At 31.2% G+C, this 20,604-nt stretch carries 16 protein-coding genes; 14 read left to right on the forward strand and 2 right to left on the reverse strand.

All coding sequences use genetic code 11. From position 1 onward, the window contains the following. Window positions 1–19 precede the first annotated feature (19 nt). The 14 genes from EYR00_RS03780 (at window position 20) to EYR00_RS03845 (ending at window position 13,662) form a co-directional block, all read left to right on the forward strand. Window positions 20–709: an LPXTG cell wall anchor domain-containing protein gene (locus tag EYR00_RS03780; protein ID WP_009008794.1), complete on the forward strand. Its 690-nt coding sequence runs from the start codon at window positions 20–22 to the stop codon at window positions 707–709. After that, complete coding sequence (locus EYR00_RS03785; RefSeq protein ID WP_003538516.1) at window positions 696–1,529, forward strand: MucBP domain-containing protein; 834 nt, start codon at window positions 696–698, stop codon at window positions 1,527–1,529. The genes EYR00_RS03780 and EYR00_RS03785 overlap by 14 nt, the downstream gene beginning before the upstream one ends. Next, window positions 1,522–2,037: a signal peptidase I gene (locus tag EYR00_RS03790; protein ID WP_003538514.1), complete on the forward strand. Its 516-nt coding sequence runs from the start codon at window positions 1,522–1,524 to the stop codon at window positions 2,035–2,037. The genes EYR00_RS03785 and EYR00_RS03790 overlap by 8 nt, the downstream gene beginning before the upstream one ends. Beyond that, a complete protein-coding gene (locus tag EYR00_RS03795) occupies window positions 2,034–4,931 on the forward strand; it encodes a vWA domain-containing protein (protein ID WP_003538512.1) in 2,898 nt (965 codons plus the stop codon). The genes EYR00_RS03790 and EYR00_RS03795 overlap by 4 nt, the downstream gene beginning before the upstream one ends. Window positions 4,932–4,954: 23 nt before the next feature. Next, on the forward strand, window positions 4,955–5,575 hold the full coding sequence (locus EYR00_RS03800; RefSeq protein WP_008792087.1) for a hypothetical protein: 621 nt from the start codon (window positions 4,955–4,957) through the stop codon (window positions 5,573–5,575). A gap of 17 nt (window positions 5,576–5,592) precedes the next feature. Further along, the gene (locus EYR00_RS03805; protein ID WP_009299600.1) at window positions 5,593–6,234 is read left to right on the forward strand and encodes a BsaA family SipW-dependent biofilm matrix protein; all 642 of its coding nucleotides are present in this window, start codon (window positions 5,593–5,595) and stop codon (window positions 6,232–6,234) included. Window positions 6,235–6,256: 22 nt separating this feature from the next. Continuing rightward, the gene (locus EYR00_RS03810) at window positions 6,257–6,751 is read left to right on the forward strand and encodes a signal peptidase I (RefSeq protein ID WP_003538503.1); all 495 of its coding nucleotides are present in this window, start codon (window positions 6,257–6,259) and stop codon (window positions 6,749–6,751) included. A gap of 18 nt (window positions 6,752–6,769) precedes the next feature. After that, window positions 6,770–7,411, forward strand: a complete 642-nt coding sequence (locus EYR00_RS03815) for a SipW-dependent-type signal peptide-containing protein (protein ID WP_003538500.1) — start codon at window positions 6,770–6,772, stop codon at window positions 7,409–7,411. A 232-nt stretch (window positions 7,412–7,643) separates the two neighbouring features. Further along, window positions 7,644–8,417 carry a BsaA family SipW-dependent biofilm matrix protein gene (locus tag EYR00_RS03820; protein WP_003538498.1) on the forward strand — a complete coding sequence of 258 codons (774 nt, stop codon included), beginning with the start codon at window positions 7,644–7,646 and terminating at the stop codon, window positions 8,415–8,417. Between the two features lie 232 nt (window positions 8,418–8,649). Then, window positions 8,650–9,378, forward strand: a complete 729-nt coding sequence (locus EYR00_RS03825; protein WP_003538495.1) for a BsaA family SipW-dependent biofilm matrix protein — start codon at window positions 8,650–8,652, stop codon at window positions 9,376–9,378. A 20-nt stretch (window positions 9,379–9,398) separates the two neighbouring features. Beyond that, window positions 9,399–10,175, forward strand: a complete 777-nt coding sequence (locus EYR00_RS03830; RefSeq protein ID WP_003538493.1) for a BsaA family SipW-dependent biofilm matrix protein — start codon at window positions 9,399–9,401, stop codon at window positions 10,173–10,175. 22 nt (window positions 10,176–10,197) lie between these two features. Next, window positions 10,198–10,911 (forward strand): BsaA family SipW-dependent biofilm matrix protein, encoded by a 714-nt coding sequence (locus tag EYR00_RS03835; protein ID WP_003538491.1) that lies wholly within the window; start codon window positions 10,198–10,200, stop codon window positions 10,909–10,911. 151 nt (window positions 10,912–11,062) lie between these two features. Next, a complete protein-coding gene (locus tag EYR00_RS03840) occupies window positions 11,063–12,085 on the forward strand; it encodes a hypothetical protein (protein WP_003538484.1) in 1,023 nt (340 codons plus the stop codon). Between the two features lie 101 nt (window positions 12,086–12,186). After that, a complete protein-coding gene (locus EYR00_RS03845; RefSeq protein ID WP_003538482.1) occupies window positions 12,187–13,662 on the forward strand; it encodes a bifunctional ADP-dependent NAD(P)H-hydrate dehydratase/NAD(P)H-hydrate epimerase in 1,476 nt (491 codons plus the stop codon). Between the two features lie 252 nt (window positions 13,663–13,914). On the opposite strand, the gene EYR00_RS03850 is transcribed toward EYR00_RS03845, so the two are convergent. Both EYR00_RS03850 and pgeF read right to left on the reverse strand, forming a co-directional pair. Next, window positions 13,915–19,482, reverse strand: a complete 5,568-nt coding sequence (locus EYR00_RS03850; protein ID WP_003538481.1) for a diguanylate cyclase domain-containing protein — start codon at window positions 19,480–19,482, stop codon at window positions 13,915–13,917. A gap of 337 nt (window positions 19,483–19,819) precedes the next feature. Next, window positions 19,820–20,566, reverse strand: a complete 747-nt coding sequence (gene pgeF / locus EYR00_RS03855; RefSeq protein WP_003538479.1) for a peptidoglycan editing factor PgeF — start codon at window positions 20,564–20,566, stop codon at window positions 19,820–19,822. Window positions 20,567–20,604: the final 38 nt, after the last annotated feature.

Raw genomic sequence — 20,604 nt, forward strand, 5'->3', positions numbered from 1 at the left:
CGTGGAGGAGGTCATTAAAATGCGAGGTAAAAATATTTTAAAAACATTAGTTGTAACAACAGTACTAGCACTATCTATGACTACTATTCATGCAGCTGATACTAATGTATCATTTGATGGTGATGCAGAAGACTTTATTTTTTTGGATGGTAGTCAGGATTTATTTGATAATTTTAAAAATATTATGCCTGGTGAAGTTCGAACACAAAATATTGTTTTAAAAAATGATGATCATCGAGAGTTAAGATTTTATTTGAGTGCTGATGTCTTAGATAGTCTTGATACTGATACTTCGGGATTAAGTGTTTATAATATTACAATTACTAATGAAGGTGAAGAGTTTTATAATGGAACACTTGATGATCTGGCTGCTTTAAGTTCTGGAAGAATGAGTGAAGATACGTTACTTGCTAGTTTACAAAAAGGTGAAACTACTACAGTAACAATGACATTGGAAGTTAATGGTGATTCAATGGATAATACGTATCAAAATCGTGAAGGATTGATCAAGTTTAATTTTAGTGTTGAAGAACTTGATGATCAAAGTACTATTGTTGAAGTAGTTAGAAATGTTTATGAAAGTATCAAAACTGGTGATGCAACTGTAATTGCACCATTACTTGGATTGGTAGCAGTTAGTGGATTTGCAGTTATATTCTTATTGAAGAAGAAAAAGCATAAGGAGGATTGCAGTCATGAAGAAAATTAAAAAAGTCATTATTGTTCTAGCTATGATGATTGCAATGGTCGGCTTTGTTAATCCAATGACAGTTGATGCTAGTAGAACCTATAAAGTAACATTTAGGGCAGGAGCTCATGGTACATTTGCTGCTAATGGTGAAAATAAGATTACTATCGATGTAGCAGCAAACGAATGTTTTCCGGATATCCCTGATATCAATGTAGAAGATGGCTATTATTTAATGGGATGGAATAAAACCCTTCCAGCTAGTGGTGAGGCTGTTACTGGTGCAATGACATTTGTAGCCAAATATCAAGTTTTGACTAATGGACGCGAATATTCGATCAATTATGTTAATCAGGATAATGTTCAAATAGCCACAACAAAAGTTATGACAGCGCCACTTGGCAGTACAGTGAACGAGAGAGCTAAAACGATTGCTGGCTATGAATTGATTGGAGCTGCTGATTTATCAATTACAATTGGTGAAACAGATAATTCAATCACATATGTATATCGAGATTTAAATGTAACACAGGAATATGTTGAAAGTGTTGTAGTGATTCCTGTAGGTTTACCTGCTAACACTGCAGTATCAACTGCAACTGGTGGAGCAGGAACTGGTGGTACTACAACTAACCAAGGTGATGATACCGAAAATGTGACTGATTCAGAAACTCCGTTATCACCTGGGGATGGAACAGAGGAAGTTCCTGATGATCAGACGCCTTTAAAAAAAGGTGAAGAAGGAATTAATTATACTTATTTGTATATTACAGGTGGAATTGTTTTACTGTTAATTGCTGCTGGTATCTTTATTCTTAAAAGGAAACAAGCAAGTGAATAAAATAAGAAAAATTAATAATATTGTTTCAACGATATTATTGATCTTATGCTTTATATATTTGATTATAACACTTGGCCCAAGATTGCTGGGGTATGAGGTAAATGTTGTATTATCGAATAGTATGGAGCCTGTTTATTCAACTGGAGAATTATTACTAGTTAAACCAGCTAAAGCTGATGAAATAAAGGTAAATGATATTATAAGTTTTAAAGGCTCAGGTGTAAGCGGTAATGTGATAACTCACCGAGTAATTAAAATAGACCAAGAAAAACAAGTATTTATTACTAAGGGTGATGCTAATAGTAGCCAAGATTCAAACCCAGTTGCCTTTAGTCGATTAAATGGGATAGTAAAGATAAATATTCCTTATATAGGATATATTTATGGAATGATCCAATCAATGATTGCAAAAATAATTTTGGCTGGTCTAGTGTTGATTTATATAATCGTTAATCTGGTAACAAAAAAGAAGCTTAACAGTAACGTCAGTGAGGAGGAAGCTAAATGAAGATATCTAAAAAAAGAAAACAAAATAAGTTTACTAGAAAGATAAAAACACTGGTTTTGGCATTAGCGATGATAATACCAGCGGCTGGAACTAACTTAATTGTTGAAGCGGAAAATAACCCTGGCTCTACTACTAGTAGTGATGGCCTAGTTACTGTTAATAAAACTTCAGAAAGAGTTGGCGATAATCGGTATAAAATCAATTTGGATTTAGCTACTGGAAAAGCCCAGGATAGTGTTGAGGCGATTGGTAATGATATTGTTCTAGTATTTGATATTTCAAATAGTATGGCTGAAGATGAACATGGAAATAGCACATCTTCAAATGATAAAAAACGTCTTACTAAAGCTAAAAACGCTGCAATTGAGTTTTTGAATAATAGTAAAATTTCTGGAAATAAAAAGAATCGATATTCAATTGTGACATTTAATTACTATGGTACAGTAGAACAAAATCTAACAAGCAATCTTGAAACCGCAAAACAAGCAATTAGAGATGTCGAATTAGGAAATAATTCGGATGGTGGAACCAACATTCAAGCAGGGCTTTATAAAGCTAGAACTGTTTTAAAAAATGCTAAATCAGAAAATGGAATTATTATTTTATTAAGTGATGGTGGTGCGACAGGAAGTTATAAACTAAATAATGAACGCAATAATGGTTATTTAGTTAATGATTATAGCGAAGCGACCGCTACTGATAAAGCTTTAGGATATAGTGGTAGATATACTTTTGGGGAAAATGCAATCAATTATGATAGTGTAATTAAGGGCGGAAGAAATGATTTTACATTAGACTTATATTTAAATAATAGTCACTATTCTTTAAATAATGCAGCTGCTACATTAGCTGAAAATGAAGCATTATTAGCAAAGAAAAGTGGAAATACAATTTTTACGATTGGTTACACAACTGGAAGTAGTGTTAATAGTTTCTTGAAGAATGTAGCTACTCAAGGTGAAGGATATGCCTATAGTTCCTCTAGTGATTTAAGCGGAATTTATGAAAATATTGCTAATGAGATTGTGACTCGATATGAAACAATCATAAAAAATGGGATTGTCAATGATCCAATGAGCCAGTATGTTGATCTTTTAGATTTACCTGATGGCCGTTATGATAACTCTGTAGCTGATAAATTAATATTTGATCGTGGTTATGTTATTGTAAGTACAGAAAATGGTCGAAAAAAAATCACTTGGTATGTAGGTGATGTTGAAAAAAACAGTCAAGCTCATTTAGAATATTATGTAGCAGTTAAAGAGGAATATAAGGATGGTACAGATTATCCAGCCAATGACCCAACCCAGTTAGTCTATAAAAATTATATTGATAAAGATTCTACATTGGATTTCAATGTACCAACAGTTAATGAAGAATTGCCAATTACAAGTGCAACTCTTACTGTAAAAAAGGTTGTAAACAATTCTAGTGAAGATAAGACATTTATTATTCATGTGGTTGGTCGAGATAGTGAAAATGCAGTAATTTATAAAACAGATTTAATCTTAAAAAATAATGAAGAAGTTCTTTTAGAAAATTTACCGTTTGGTAAATATACCGTAACAGAAACTGTTCCAATGGAATATAAGCTAGAAAGTACAGAAAGTGGTTATGCTCAAACAAACTTATCTAGTGGAAATATTATCGAACTTAGTCAAAATAAAGATGCAGCTAATGGTTATGTGACTCTAACAAATTCATTTGGTCATGTTGGATTCTTTAAAGCGACTGATGAAAAGACTAATTATCTTCCTGCTGGAAGTGAAACAATCAATAACTATGAATATAATGTAAGTGGAAATGTTAAATCTACGACAGTAAAAGCCCCACAAGACGTTGTCTTGCTATTAGATAAATCAGGCAGCATGGATGAGTCAATGAATGGCAGCAGTCGTCTAACCCATTTAAAAAATAATGTAATTAAATTTATAACTAAGTTATATGAACATAATCCTGACAGTCGTGTATCAGTAATTACTTTTGCATATAGTGCAGATGGTTCGATCACTAATAATAATTTTGTGAAGTTATCAGATATTAAATCAGGTAATGAAACATGGTACACATATTTAACTAAAAATAATGGTGGTATCAAAAATATTAAAGCTTCAGGAGGAACGCAAATTGATTTAGGTTTGTATGAAGTTCGTAATCAATTATCAAGTGCAACTGGAGAAAATAATCGTTCAGTAATCGTCTTTACTGACGGTCAACCAGGAAATAAGGGATTTAATACTAGTTATAATGATTATGATGATAATGGGTATCGGGTTGGAGCTGAGGCTTTAAATCAAGCTGATTTTATTAAGTTTAGTGGAAATTTAACAGGAATCAATAATTACATTGAAAGTAGTAATGGATCAAAGTATTATGGTCATAAAAATGATGATATTACTAAAAATCGTAGTAACAATAATTCTAATGATGCAGGCAATAGAACTAATCGTTCTGGTAAAGGTTTAGGTAAGACGATTTTTACGATTGGTCTTAATTCCAATAATTCATCATTATTTGATAGTTTCTTAACGCGTTTAGCTAGTGAAGGACATTATACAAAAGCAAATAACAGTAGTGCGATGGAAAATGCATTTAATAGTATTTTTACAAGTATTACAACAATGGATACCGATGTTGATATTCGAGTAAAATATGATGCTAATAAGTTTGAGGTAATTGATGCTCAAGGTGGTAAGCTAGGTGGCAGTGGTACTAATGCTTATATTGAATGGAAAGATATTATTGATGAAACTACTGGAAAATTTGTAATTGAAGGAATTAAATTTAGAAATATTGTGGCTGATGCAGGAGAACCACAGTTAACTGTGCAAGGTTATAAGGATGGTGTAACTACTGATTTAGAAGCTGCAGAAATAAAAAAAGTTGGTAATTAATAAAGAAGGTGAGGGATGACGCAATGAAATATTTAGGTAGAATTAAAATGAAACGACCATTGATGGTATTGATGGTAGTGGTGACAGTCTGTCTTACTGCAGTGGGCGGAATCTACGCATGGTCAAAACTAAGTGCATCTGTCACTAATAATATTAAGACACCAACAGTGGATACTGAAGTAGTAGAAAAGTTTGACAAAGATTCAACTGTAGACTGGTTTGATCAAGTAGAAAAAGAAGTACAATTCAAAAATACTGGAACAGCACCAGTCTTTCTAAGAGTTTCTTATGCGGAGTTTTGGAAAGATGCTGATGGCAAGGTTATTTCTGGGTTAGTTGATGGCAATGAAGTTGTTAATAAGAACTGGACTGAAGCATGGCAAAATGACTGGTTTGATGGTGGTGATGGCTGGTATTATTATAAAAAAGTTCTTCCAGCTAATGAAATGACAGCTAAAGTTTTAACTAGTCTTAAATTTGATAGCAATTATGCCGAAATTTATCAAACAGCAGATTATACTTTGAAATTTGTTAGTGAAGCAGTACAGTATAGTGATGACGATAGTGTTAACCATCGAGCAGTACAAGCAAACTTTGGTCGTGATTTTAAAGTTATTTCTAACAATGTAATTACTTGGAATTAAATGGAGGTGAAGATAAAGTGAAATTTTTAAAAATTAAAAAGACGAAGGTAGCTTTAATCTTTGCTTCAGTATGTTTGATTGTTGCGATTGGATATACAAGTGCTTACTATAATAGTACCGTCAATGTAGAAAACAAAATGGCAACGCAAGAACCGGAGATTGAATTGATTGAAAAATTTAATCAAGATTCACAATTTTTACCAGGAGAAACCGTTGATAAAAAGGTTAAATTTGCCAACAGTGGTGAAATTGATGCTTTAATCAGGGTAAGTTACAGTCAAAGCTGGATCAATCAAAATGGTGATTTTGTAAATGGTGACGTTGATAGTGTTGAAAAGAAATGGACATCTGCCTGGCAAGATGAATGGGTGGATGGAAATGACGGCTATTTCTATTACACTAAAGTATTAAAAGCTAATACAACAACTAATATCATTTTGGATAGTCTGGTTTTATCGGAGCAAGTTTCAAATGATACTCATGCGGTGGATTATTCAGGAATAATCTATCAAATTACATTTAATTTAGAATCATGTAAAGCTACAACTGAAGGGGCACAAAGCACCTTTGGTAAAACTGCTGCTATTTCTGGAAATAATGTAACATGGAGTGATTATAAGGGTAATAGTAATCAACAGAAATCTGGAGAAGATTTTTAATAACTAGGATAGGAGGCAGGTTATGAAGATATTTAAGAAAGTGGTTAGCTATTTATCAATATTATGTTATGTAGTGATAATAGCATTAGTGCTTATACTTGCTCCTATGGTAGTTGGCTACAAGCCTGTAGTTGTATTATCTGGAAGTATGGAACCCACATATCCAGTTGGAAGTTTGATCTATTACAAAGCTGCTTCTTTTGAGGATATTAAAGAAAACGATGCAATCACATTTCGAGTAGATGATGATACATTAGTTACTCACCGAGTGATAGTGAAAAACGAAATTTCACAAACTTTTGTTACAAAAGGCGATGCAAATCCAACTAATGATACAAATCTGGTAGAATATCAAAATGTAGCCGGAAAGACATTAGAATTCTGCCTCCCTGTTGTTGGAACGATCTTTGCTTCATCAGCAAAATATATTGCGGTAGCAATTATTGGTGGAATATTGTTATTAAATATTGTTTTGAGTAACCTTGTAGCGGATGAAAAAGAAAAAGTGACAGTCTAAAGATAGGAGTGTAGCGAGATGAGTAAAAAGAAAAGAACCATAATGAGTCTAATAGTTTTGCTAGGTTGTGTACTTGCTGTATCCGCCACACTGGCATGGTTTACAGATAGTGATGAGACTAAGAACCGGATTAGAATTGGTGAATTTGGAATAGATGTTATCGAAAGCTCAACTAATCCCGATGCCTCTGTGAGTGAAGATGGAATTAAGTATGATGATCCAGTAGTGATTGGACAAGAAAAATCTAAAATTGTTGATATAAAAAATACTGAGGAACTAGATGCTTTCATAAGAGTGACGGTTGAAAAGGTATGGATGGATGAAGATGGAAATATCTTGAGTGATAAAGATCCTGATAAAATTGTAATTCGTGGAATTGATGAAGATAAATGGATATATAAAGCTACTGGGGAAAAGGGTAAATCTTATTACTATCTAAAGATGCCATTAAAATCTAATGAGACTGTCAATTTATTTAAATCATTTATTATTGAAAATAATTTTACCTCACATGAGGAAACAATGTCATATGCTAATCTTAAATCTAAGATTATAATCACTGCTAATGGTGTACAAGCAGATGACGGTGCTAATGCAGTTGCTACGCAAAATTGGGATTCAATTATTGTTGAAAATGGACAATTAGTTTCTATTGATTAAATCGTGAAAGAGATGTATTTTTATACATCTCTTTTTGTTTTTGAATATTATTTTTCGTTTGTGAATATAACCGGAAAAAAACCAAATAAAGATATACTGTTAATTGTAAAAGAAAAGTTTTCTTCGATAGTTATATTAATAGAATAAGAGTTATAAATATAACCAGAAGCAAACCATCAATTGTTATCATTGATTTGTAAAATGAAATAAAAAATAAAAAGGAGTGGAAATCATGAAAAACAAGAAAAGCGTAGTGGCATCAATTGTATTATCAGGGGCATTGGTAGTTGTAGGAACTCTAGCATATTTTACTCAAACACATACAGTTGACAATAAATTAAAAACAAAAGGGTTTGGCTCTGATATTGTCGAAAAATTTACACCTAAAGAATTTAATCCAGGAGCAACTGTTACAAAAGAGGTACGAGTTGATAATACAGGAGATTATGCTTTAGTAGCACGTGCTAAATGGGAAGAATCATGGACACGCAACGGAGAAGAATTTAAAGCAGTAGCTTATCCAGACACTAATAATGAAAGTGTTGTTGATAAAAATGGTATGAGCGATAAATGGGTTGACGGTAATGATGGATGGGCATATTATAATGAGATGATTGGAGTAAATGGACATACAGAAAATTTCCTAACTTCAATTACTTTAAAAAATAGTGCTGATGTAGTTGGAACAGATATTAAAAACTTTTATTATACAACTGCAGCAACTGAACCGGATAAAACATCAATTGGAACTGACTCAAAAACTCAATGGGTAAAAATTTCTGAAGAAGAATTTAAAGCATTAGATGATGAAAATAACAATATTAAAGCGACATTTAAACGTGCTGAAGTTAAATCAAATGGTTTATATGATAACGCTGAGTATACATTAACAATTACTGCTCAAGTTTCACAAGCTAATAAAGAAGCTGCTGCAACTTGGATCACTGATGCAACAAATCAAACTGTAAAAAATTTCTTAAATGGATTACCTACAGTAAACAACTAATGAAGCCACGAACACTCTAACAATTGTTAGAGTGTTTTTCTTTATAAGTTAAGACAATTATTGATTTTTAGATTCAATAAAAACATTAAAATAGAATATTAAGGAAAGTGAAATATAACCAGAAGCAAACCATGATTATTTATAATAATGTTGTAATATGACAAAAGTATATTTGTTGGTTATTAATACCACATATCGGTTATTAAATATTTGAGAAAGGGGTACGAAAATTATGAAACGAAAAAAGAGTTTGATTGCAATTATTTCGTTATCAGCATTTTTAGTTATAGGTGGGGCAGTTGCTTATTATAATAGCACAACGAATGTTGATAACAAATTAAAAACTGGACAGTTTAAGTCAGAAGTTGTGGAAAAATTTACACCAAAAGATAATTGGGAACCCGGAGATAAAGTTACTAAAGAAGTAGGTGTTGAAAATACTGGAACTGGTAATATTGTTTCTCGAGCAATGTGGAGTGAAACATGGAAAACAGCTGTTGGTGAAGATATTACAGTTACAAGTGCTGATCCAAGAGCTAGTGTTGTTGAAAAAGAATATGGTAATAAATGGATATATTCAAATAGTGATGGATATTTCTATTATGACGGAATAATTTCTTCGGGTGGTAGAGCCGAGGATAAGTTTTTAAAATCAATCATGTTAAGTGGAGATGTCGATTTTGCTGAAACTAAGAAAACAGTAGTATATTATTCGACGATGACAACTGGTGAACCAAGCAAAATAACTAATAATCCTGAAACAGGATGGGCAGTTGCCCCAAATACAGGCATTCCCAATAATGCAACTTACAATAAAACAGTTGTAACTGGTAATGGTAAGTATGCTAGTGCCAACTATACTTTAACGATTACAGTTCAAGTTTATCAAGCTAATAAACAAGCAGTCGCAGGAACCGCTTTTGAAACTGTAGTTCCTGAAACGTATGCATTATTAGATTAAAAAGAAAGTGAGTGATAGAAATGAAAAATAAGAAAAGCCTATCTGCCCTTATTTCATTAGCTGCAATTGTATTGGTTGTAGGTACATTGGCTTACTTTTCTAGAGACTTAACTGTTGAAAATAGACTTAAGACGGCAAAGTATGATACAACGATCGAAGAAGAATTTATTCCAACTGATAAGTGGGCACCAGGTGTTGAAATTAATAAAAAAGTTACAGTTAAAAATACTGGAAACGTTGATATTGTGGTAAGAGCAAAATTAACTGAGCTATGGAAACGTAGTGAAAATCTGATGGATCCTAATGATCCAGATAAAATCTTGAGCGAGGAAGGTGAAATTTTACCAAATTCATTCGTTGATGAAAACGGCATTTCACATGATGCGGCAATTAAAAATTTTGTTCAAAATATGGTTTATGAATATGAAGATGTTAAAGATAATCTAGCAGATTATCATAATAAATGGATTCATTATGGTGATTATTACTACTATTTAGGTGTAATTGGTGAAGATGAAGCATCAAATGGATTATTAAATAGTGTGAAGATGAATCCGTTATTAGATGCAACAGTTAGCGGCAGTCATACAGTCGTTGAAGCAGATGAACAAGGGACTACAACTGTAACTAAAAAATATCAATACGGAAAATATGGATATGATAGCGCAGATTATACTTTGACAGTTGAAGCGCGGACAGTCCAAGCTTCAAAAGCAGCAATTAGGGATGCGTTTGGTGATAATGTGATGGCTGTGTATTTAGCCGATCATTTTGCTACGATTGCTGAACAACAATAAAGAAAAGGAAAGGTGAAGAAGAATGAAAAATAAAAAAAGTTTAGGTGGAATATTATTATTAGCATTAACAGTAGGAGTAGTTGGGTCGTTAGCGTATTTTAGTCAGGAATTGACAAAAACAAATGAATTTAAAACAGCAAAATATGATACTACAATTGAAGAAGAATTTACTCCACCAACTGATTGGTTACCAGGAGTTGAAGTAAATAAAGATGTAACAGTAAAAAACAGTGGTAATGTTGATGTAGTTGTTAAAGCAACATTAACAGAGTCATGGACCCGCGGTGATGAAACTTTAAGCAATACATTTACTGATGAAAATGGTTTAACACAAAATGCGGCTTTATTGGCATTGCCAAATGTTGTGAAATATACTGATGATATAGAGTTGGCGGCACAAGCAGGTAAATGGGTTGAATATGAAGGAACTTATTATTATATGGGAGCAATCAAAGGCGGTAATAGTTCAGCTTTATTATTAGATAACGTTACTTTAAATCCACTATTAGATGTAACTGATAAGAGTGTTACTACGGTTGTAACAACTGATGAAAATGGAACAAAAAAAGAAATTACAACTACCGAAAAAGGTAAGTACGGATATGATGATGCTAATTATAAATTAACAGTAACTGCAAATACGATTCAAGCAACAGCTTCAGCTATTAAAACTTGGGGAAGTAATCCAGTTGTAGATTACATTGTTGCTAATTATGCAACAATTGCTGAAAAATAAGATATAAATATAGAAAGAACGAACTGTACCCCTCACTTCAGTTCGTTTTTTCAATTATATAATGAGTAACAAAAAGATTATAGGATTAATGCTTCTATAATCTTTTTGTATTCTTTGATTGTTGGGTATATAATTATCTTGGGGTGGGAAGATGAAATTGTTTAAAAGATTATTAAAGTATTTTAGTAGACTAGAAAAAGAGGAAATTATAGATCTTACGCCAATTGTTGAAGATAAATATAATGAAGTGGCGATAGGAAATCTAGTATGGGCTTTGATGCCGTTAAGTAATGATGAGTTAGAACGTATAGAAGAAAGTCATCGAATTAGGCCCTATTTGGTCGTTGCTAAGGACGAAAATTATTTTTATGGGTATTATTGTTCTACAAAACAAAAGTCCCGTTATTTAGCTACATTTAAGCTTGATAAGAATATATATGACCATCGTAAAAATACATATGTCTATTTAACAAACACTTATAAGATTCCGCGAACTAATTTTCGAGATATTTACAATCGGATTGGAATTAATAATTTAATAATGATTGAGCGAAAACTGATTGTTAATTCACGCTACCTAGAGGGATTGATTCATTTTGATGTTCCGATTATTTATTGCGTTGGTGATATTATTAGAGTGGGTGATCAATTATATTATATTTATCAAACAGATAATTCAAACTTATATGTTAATAAGACTAAGTTTGTTCGTGAAGCAGCATTACGATATGAATTTGATTACAGTGAAACGATTATATTTGATTGTAAAAAATCTTATGAGCTGGTTAATATGCTATCACCAAAACATATTGAAATAGTATATGAAAATAAACGAAAATATAAGCATGAACAAAAAAGAAAGCAAGTTAAGCAGTATAAAAATGTTTTTAATTATCCTCGCGGAAGTGTTTTTGAGGATTGTAATGGTGATAAGATAATTTATTTATATAGCCGTTCTAATCATCATTATGGAATCAATACAAAAATCAATGAATTTTTTCCATATATATGTGATATTCAAAATATTGAAAAAGCGAATATTATCGGTACTATTAATGATGGAAAAATGATGATCATGCTGGAACGTCTGTTAGACCAAAATATTAATCCACATAATATTGTTACAATGATTTATCAAGAGATAATGGATGAGCGTCCTAGAAGCAGAGTGTAGAAATCTGCTTTTTTTATTTTTTTTGCTTCTAAGTAGGTTTTTATGAATAATTGCTTTATAATATAAACATAAGATTTTATAGAGAAAGTAATGGTGATAATATGTATGTTGCAACAAGTAGACAAATGAAGGCTTACGATCAGGCTTTATTAAATGAGGGATATTCAATCGAAGAACTAGTGGATAAAGCTAGTAATGCCATTTTACCGCATTGTTTGGGTTATAATAATATCGTGATTGTTTGTGGACCGGGAAATAATGGAGCTGATGGTTTAAGTTTAGGGATTAAACTACATATTCGAGCACGAAATGTGAAGTTATACTGTTTTGGAAACCCTAATAAATTTTCTCAAGCAAATAATTTTTATATTGAGCAAGCGCAAGAGATGGAAGTTCCAATTACTTTTATGGATGAAGAAGATATATCTTTATTTATAAGTGATGCACAAAAAGCAGATGTGGTAATTGATGCAATGTTTGGTTTCGGATTAAATGGTGAAGTTCGTGGAGTAGCTAGGATATTAATTGAAGAAATTAATAATTTATATGATATAGACATCATCGCAATTGATATTCCAACTGGATTAAATCCTGATACAGGAATACCTTATGGTAATGTGATTTGTGCTAGTAAGACAATTACTTTAACAGCAATCAAACAGGCTTTTTTAAATGAAGAGTGTCATATGTATACAGGAGAGATTGCAGTTGAAATATTGGATGCTAAAGATTTACGTCAGGAGCAGGGGCTTGCTAAATTGGTTAGTCCATCATGGATCAAATATCATTTAAAACCGCGTGCTTATTATGGACATAAAGGAATCTATGGCAAGATTTTACATTTAACTGGATGTGATTACTATCGAGGAGCTGCTTTATTAGCGTCAAAAGCCTCGGTTTATAGTGGAAGTGGTGTTGTATGTGTTTGTTCAAGTGAAAAAGTAATTGATGCGCTAGCAATAGTTACTCCTGAATGTACTTCTAAACTTCGTAATAGTAAACTGGAACAAGAACTTTTTTATGACCGTGATGCAATTTTGATTGGTTCAGGTTTAGGGTTAAATGAACAAAGCGAGCAGTATGTAATTGATACTTTACAATATGCCAATTGTCCAATCGTAATTGATGCTGATGGTTTGACGATTGCAGCTAAACATTTAGATTTATTAAAAGAGTGCCCCGTTCCTATTATCTTAACACCTCATTTTGGTGAATTTAAGCGTTTGTGTGCTTATGATGATGAATTAGATATGATTGATAAAGTTGGTGGTTTTGCTCGAAAATATGGTGTTACTGTTGTTTTAAAGGGTCCTAACACATTAATTACAGATGGTCGAGAGACATATCGTAATATTACAGCTAATAAGGCGATGGCTACGGCTGGAATGGGAGATGTTTTAGCTGGGATGATCGTTAGTTTTGTTGGACAAGGCTATACACCTAAAAATGCAGCTATTTTAGGAACTTATCTACATGGCAGCTGTGGGGATGTAATAGGGGATAATTCTTATACAGTATTACCTAGTAAATTAATTGATTTGATTCCACAAGTAATGCATGAAATTATTAATGAATAATTAGAACTTGAAATCTAAATTTAATTTTAATAGATTTAAAAATATATGTGAAAAAGTCATCAATAGTGATGACTTTTATAATTAGTATTTAAGCAAGATAAAAGAATGTATTAAAATCAATAAAATAGAAATTTTTTGATACAGGGTATTTAACTATGATGCATTTATAAAAAAAGATAATCACGTAAATTAGTTTTATGCTCATCTGCTTTAGAACTAAAAAACTATCTTAGGATTATCTTTGTTTTAGTGTCAATGGGGGTTAGTGATGCCAGAAATCTTTTTGAAATCATCTTCAGATAAAGGCTTATTAAGATAATAGCCTTGAATAACATCACAAGATAAATCTTTTAACACTTTTAGCTGTTCTTTAGTTTCTACTCCTTCAGCGACACAAGTTATATCTAATTGTTGACACGTATTAATGATATTTTTGATTACTAATTTAGCACGGTGATCATGATAAATATCGCTTACGATCTTTCGATCAAGTTTAAGTGAGCTTAAGTGCAGCGAGTATAGTATATAAATATTGCTATATTCAGCACCGAAGTCATCTAAAGCAATTTTATATCCTTCAGCTAAAAATTGATTAACAATATTTTTTAAACTAGCAGAATCAATTGATCCAATGGATTCAGTAACTTCTATTTCAATTAATTCTTTAGGAATATTATAGCTTTCAACGATTTTATTAGTTTCTTCTAAAATACCAGGTTCTAAAATAGTTGCTCGAGAATAATTTATTGAAATTGGGAAAGGCTTCCAAGTAGTTTTTAACCAGTTACTGAGAATTCGGCAGACATCTTTTAGAATAAATAAATCTATATGTCTAATTAATCCTGCTCTTTCTATTTCTGGAAGAAAACGCCCTGGTGGAATAATTCCTTTTTGAGGATCGTTGTATCTGATCAATGCTTCAGCACCACAAATTTGATTAGTTTTAGTATGAGCCTTAGGTTGTAAAAAGGTTAAAAATTTTCCATTTACAAAAGCAGTATTTAAACGCTCTAATATTTTTGCTATCGACTGATCAGATTTAGCTAACTTAGAGTGTATTTTTTTATTTACAGCATGTCTTGTTTTTTCCTCTAATTGCTCTTGCATTGTTTCTAACACAAGTGAATTCTTTTCCCAAACTTTTTCACAAATGATCCATTGATCATAAAATTCAATTAGCTCTTGGTAAAAAGTATCATATATATGAATGAAGTTTTCATACGTAATATCTGGACAAAGCACTATAAAATGGGCATTACTGATCCGATAACATGATTTTTTATCAAAAAATTTAGTAATTGTTTGTGCGATGAACTGTAAGATTTCATCACCTTGGACGATGCCATACCGCTGATTATATTTTTTTAGATTAATGATAGTTATTTCAATCATTCCAAAAGTAGAATAAATATCAGTATTTATATTTCTTATAGTCTTAATATAAGAATCGTAGTTAGATAAACCGGTTTTTTGATCATGAGTAAGGGCATAAGTATATTTAGTCTGCAAATTATAAATAGTGGTAATTTTACAAATAACATCAGCAATCACCTCAATAGATTTTGAAGCGTTAATATGTTGTTTAACAGTTTCCACGAGCAAGCATGATACAAGCTTGTTTTTGTTATAAATACCGATAAATAATAATGGTAGTGGTACATCCTTTTCAAAATATAGTTCTGTAATATTTTTATAACAAAAATGGTTTTTATCTAATATTACAAAGTATTTTTGTGGTGCGACAGCACTAACAATATTTTCAAAGTGTTCCTTACTGAAATGAGTATTTTTAATATTAGAGATTTGATTATTATAATTCCACTTTGAAGTCAGAGAAAATTTTTGTTGATTATCGCTTTGATGAAATAAGAGAACATTTTGGGCATTAAAGAATGTTCCTAATTGTCTAAGAATATTATCAAAAGCATTTTCTCGTTGAATATTTTTATCTATATTTTTCCAGCTTATTTCTAAAAATTGTTGTAAATCTGAATCCTGATTTTCATATGCTAAGTTAAAGGGAATATCCTGCATTTCAATTTTTCTTACAGTATCGCCCTCATAATGAGACAGCTGTTCTTTAACATACATAAGTTTATCGATTTTGGATACAAAACATTCACGCATATTTGTTTGTTCAAAGTCGATTTGTTGAGAACAAAATGGGCACGGTGATTTACGATTATGTAATAATTCATAACATTTTATTGGCTTTTTAACTGGGAAAATACAATTAAATATGATTTGTCCAGTCGGGCTCATCGATAAAATTGTAAAATCATTAGGGTTAATAATCATTTCAATCTTGAAATTAAATTCAACTTTTTCAATTTCTTGATAAGATAGTATCTGGTTTTTTCCGCGTCTTTTAGCTGTATCTAAGGCATGGAGTGCGCATTGATGAATTTGACTATAGCTCATATTTTCTGAAAATAGATAGATTAAACCACCGGTGAGAGTTAACTGGGTCTCAATATCTTGAAAATGATAAATACTAGAAAGCTTTTTTTGAAGTTGTAAGGCTGCTTGATAGATAACTTTTTTTGATTCAGCATTATGATAAAAAATAGAGAATGTATCACCATTGATTCGTGCTGCAATACAGCTGGAAGAAATACTTTTCTTGATCATTTGTCCCATTTGACGAATGATTTGGTCACCGAACAAGAAATTCCCACTGTGATTTATCTGTTTAAAATTATCAATATCTAGCAAAAGAAAAGCATTGACTTTCTTAGGATCATATTCTTTCTTCAGCAATGTTTCAATCATTAGCTGTGAAGTAGACTCATTATATAAGCTACTCATCTCATCAATTTCTGCTTTATTTTGCAATGCTAATTCACGTCTTTTTTGGATATCAATATTTTTGGTATAAATAAATAATATTACATCGTTATTTTGAGGAGAAATAGTTGTTTTCATATTTAAGGATACCCATAATATCATTCCATTTAAATATTTCTGCCTAAATTCAAAAGTTGGAATATCGGTAAAAGTACGGATATAGTCATTAATTTGATTTTTAGAATATTTTTTCTCAAATTTTTTTTGATCATCCTCATTAGCAATAGTCTGTAATAAATATTTATAAATATCATCGTATGTGTAATCAGAGAGCTGTTTTTCATACTGTTCATTGGAATGTAAAGAAATATCTTCGATAAAATCACGAGAAAAATTTAAACGGATGTTTAATATAATATCTTCATTCAAAACTTTCCTTAAACTTTCTTCATTATAGATTCTTGTCTCAATTTCTTTTTGTTCTGTAACATCTTCTGATATGCCAATTGCCCATGCTGGTTTTTCATCAATATGCTGGACAATAGTATATGTTATTTTTTCCCAAAGATATTTATCTTTCGCATCTTTTTGTTTGACCCTGATTGTAGCAGAAAGGGGAGCAGCTCCTTTTTCTAAGCGTTGATATAAATTCTTAAGTTCATTAATGCTTTGAGGATGGATCAACCCTTGTGCAATTATGCTTTCTGGGATATTGGCAGTAAGATTTTGATAGCTGCGGATTACTGCAGAATCGGGATTGCCAATTACTTGTTTGTTTTGAATATCAAACTCCCAAATATTTAAGCCGGTTTTAGTTTGTGCAACTTTAAACAACTGCTGTGAGCGATATAACTTATCTTCTAGTTTTTTTCGTTTAGTAATATCCATGACCATTCCAATCATAATAATTGTTTGATCAAGCAGCGAAGTAAAGCTGGCACTAATATGAATCCAGGCAATTGAATTGTCTCGTTTTTTAATTCGATATTCAAGAATAGCTTGTGACTGATTATTTTTAATTAAATCCGTTATTTGGGCTCTTATTCTTGCTTTATCTGATTCATAAATGAGATTTTCAGCACAATCATTTAAATCATGGTGAAATTGTTTTTTGGTATACCCATGTATTCGATAATATCCGTCATTAGCATATAAAATTGGAAAATGTTCAATTAATGCAGCTTTAAAAACTCCGTCAAGGCTATTTTCATTAATGAAACGTAGTTCTTGTTCATTATTCATTTCATGGGAAATATCAACAAAAAAAGACAAAATTAGTTTTTGACCATGCCCATCGATAACGTATTTTCCTCTTTCATATACCCAAAGCAAATGGCCTCCGTGGCAAACTATGCGATAACGAATTTCATAAATGTCATTTCTTTCAAGCTGTTGGAAAATTTCTCTTTCAACAAATTGACGATCTTTTTCATAGATAATATTTGAAAATTTTCCATTTGTTATTTGACATAATTCTTCATAAGAATATTGGGTATATTCTAAAATGGCTTGATTAAAGCAATAGAGTGGAAAGCCAGAGTGCGCTTGGACAGCTAGTATTCCTCCCGGAATATTTTTATTTACAAAATCAAGTAAGTCAGTTTTTGTTTTTAAATCATTTTGCTGATCAAATATGTTTACAAAGTAAAAGCTTTTTTGAAAAAGAAAATTATTTTTATTGCTTTGATTTTTCTCATAAATATAATACGAAGTATCTAAATAAGTATCTAAAGAATTTGGCTCTAGAGAAGCTTGTTCTCTATTTTTATCCAAATTACGAATTGTTCCAGCAAATAAATCTGGATTACCATTTTTATCTCTAATCATTTTTCCTTTACAAAGCAAGGGAATCCAACGGTTAGAGGCATCTTTTGCACGATAATAAATTGTATGCTGTTCAGCTCTGCCATCAGCAATTTCTTGATTACTTCTTAAAAATCCTGCTTTATCATCAGGATGAATTTTTTCTCCCCAAAATGCTGCAGCATTATCAAGAATTTGATTTGGCAAACGAAAATCTATCATCATCTGACGTGAGTACATGAATTTACTTGTCTTTAAATTTCCAACAAATAAGTAGTCATCAATTGTTTCTGATAAACTTTCAAAAAGATGATCACGATTATATTCAAATAAAGGAATAGAATTATACTTAGGTTGTGAATTTGTTAGCCTTTTTTTATTCATAAGAATATGATAATCTCGTTTTTGGATATACATTTGTGAATCAGCAATAGATAATACATCAGAAACAGTTAAATTTTCATCTACATGGATATTAGCAATTCCATAACTAAAAGAGGTATCATAATCAATGTTTTCTTTGATTCTTTCTTGATTTAAAGTTAAAAGAATATTATCCATCCAAACTTCTACACCTTTAACAGTAGTATCTAAAAAAACAATTATAAATTCATCACCACTAAGGCGAAAGATAAAGTTTGGCTCTTTCAAACGCTTTTTTATATTTTGGGCAACAAATATTAATAGGCGATCGCCTTCAAGATGTCCATAAGTATCATTAACCCATTTTAAACCGTTCATGTCATATAAAACTACAACAAAGTCTTCGTTAAGATATTCAGCAGTTAATAGTTCTTCAATTCGTTTTTTACCGGCATTTCGATTAAAAATACCTGTTAATTCATCAATTGTTGCTTCTACAGATAACTGTAGTTGTTCAGTAACGTCAATCGAATTTTGGATATGATAAAGTTTGTTATCCCAAAGTTCTAAAGTATCATGATTTAAATATGTTTTTTCTGTTATCGTGTTCTTTTCATACCATACACAAATTTTTTGTGAATTAGATTCTTGAAGTTGTTTGATTTTACAAAACTCACATCTTTTGTTCATTCCAGATTGTAAAATCTGCCAGCATTTCTTTCCTTCAGTGTTAGAGACTTGAAACGTATTTTTCATATAATCGTTCATATATACAATTTCATCAGTTTCAACATCGGTGACATAGATATTAGAGTTAATTTGATCAAGAATCTTCTTGTAGAATGCTGAATTAAAATTTTCATTCATCGACAAAATCACCTCAATTATCGTTTATATATATTACTTTTATTATATCATTCATCGAGAAACATATAAAAAAATTAACAAGTAAAAAGATAAGTTAATGTAGTTAAAATGTGATTTTGTAACTGATTTATAACCAATTTATGTAATTTTATGGAAAATTTAATTACTAAAAAATAAATATTAACAATTAAAGTAGAAAAAACTGATTTAATAAATAAAAAGGGCTATAACGCCTAGAGTGATATGCTTCCTCCTAGGTAGACAAATAAAATAATAAAAACTTGTCATCTAGAAGGGAACATATCAAAGATTGAAAATCTTTATTTGTTATAGTCCTTTAAGCTTGTCTTTTTATGATTGTGATATTTCTGCCACTATCTTTATATTTACGATAGCTATAAAATAACTTGTCATTTTCAACAGTACAATATGGCGAAACAGTAATATTTTTTTTCAATAAACCTAAATTTAATAACATTTGTCGGTTTAGACCTTTGTTATCAAGCAAATAATGTGTAGTATCTGTTTGTTTATAGTACGGAGTAGTATCGAAATCCATTTGTTTAACTAAGTCGATGACATTATCCATTACCTCAAGACAATCTTGGCAGATGCATGGTCCAATATAGGCAAGCATCTCTTTAGGATCACAATGTTCATTTTCAATTAGATGTTTTGTGACTTTTGAAACAATTTGTTTAGTTGTTCCTAGCCAACCAGAATGAATTGCAGCAATTATTTTTGTTTTAGGACAATATAGTAACACTGGGGTACAATCTGCATGAAATGATAATAAAAAGAGATCAGTATCTTTTGTATAAAGAGCATCAGTATTGTTAAAGGCATCATCTTGGCAGTACATACCTCTGCCACCGTCTTTAAGAGATACTTCTTTAAAGTTGGCTGAGTGTGTTTGATGTGGTGCCACCATGTGCTCTAAATCAGTTTTTAAAAGTTTGGCTAATTGTTTACGATTATTGAGAATCAATTGTTTGTCCTCGTTATTATAAGACATATCGCCTAATTCTTTAGTAATTGTATATGCTTCAATGTTTTCAACAGTATTCCATTTGATTAATTTCATAATTTAGACCTTTCTGTGTAATTTGCCTTAGCACCAAA

It is taken from the genome of Thomasclavelia ramosa DSM 1402 (genome assembly GCF_014131695.1).
GTDB lineage: Bacteria > Bacillota_I > Bacilli_A > Erysipelotrichales > Coprobacillaceae > Thomasclavelia > Thomasclavelia ramosa.

Coding starts and splice junctions, on each gene's coding strand:
- EYR00_RS03800 (WP_008792087.1), top strand. CDS start 4,955: ATGAAATATTTAGGTAGAATTAAAATGAAACGACCATTGATGGTATTG.
- pgeF (WP_003538479.1), bottom strand. CDS start 20,566: ATGAAATTAATCAAATGGAATACTGTTGAAAACATTGAAGCATATACA.
- EYR00_RS03845 (WP_003538482.1), top strand. CDS start 12,187: ATGTATGTTGCAACAAGTAGACAAATGAAGGCTTACGATCAGGCTTTA.
- EYR00_RS03830 (WP_003538493.1), top strand. CDS start 9,399: ATGAAAAATAAGAAAAGCCTATCTGCCCTTATTTCATTAGCTGCAATT.
- EYR00_RS03780 (WP_009008794.1), top strand. CDS start 20: ATGCGAGGTAAAAATATTTTAAAAACATTAGTTGTAACAACAGTACTA.
- EYR00_RS03850 (WP_003538481.1), bottom strand. CDS start 19,482: ATGAATGAAAATTTTAATTCAGCATTCTACAAGAAGATTCTTGATCAA.
- EYR00_RS03840 (WP_003538484.1), top strand. CDS start 11,063: ATGAAATTGTTTAAAAGATTATTAAAGTATTTTAGTAGACTAGAAAAA.
- EYR00_RS03820 (WP_003538498.1), top strand. CDS start 7,644: ATGAAAAACAAGAAAAGCGTAGTGGCATCAATTGTATTATCAGGGGCA.
- EYR00_RS03815 (WP_003538500.1), top strand. CDS start 6,770: ATGAGTAAAAAGAAAAGAACCATAATGAGTCTAATAGTTTTGCTAGGT.
- EYR00_RS03835 (WP_003538491.1), top strand. CDS start 10,198: ATGAAAAATAAAAAAAGTTTAGGTGGAATATTATTATTAGCATTAACA.
- EYR00_RS03810 (WP_003538503.1), top strand. CDS start 6,257: ATGAAGATATTTAAGAAAGTGGTTAGCTATTTATCAATATTATGTTAT.
- EYR00_RS03785 (WP_003538516.1), top strand. CDS start 696: ATGAAGAAAATTAAAAAAGTCATTATTGTTCTAGCTATGATGATTGCA.
- EYR00_RS03795 (WP_003538512.1), top strand. CDS start 2,034: ATGAAGATATCTAAAAAAAGAAAACAAAATAAGTTTACTAGAAAGATA.
- EYR00_RS03825 (WP_003538495.1), top strand. CDS start 8,650: ATGAAACGAAAAAAGAGTTTGATTGCAATTATTTCGTTATCAGCATTT.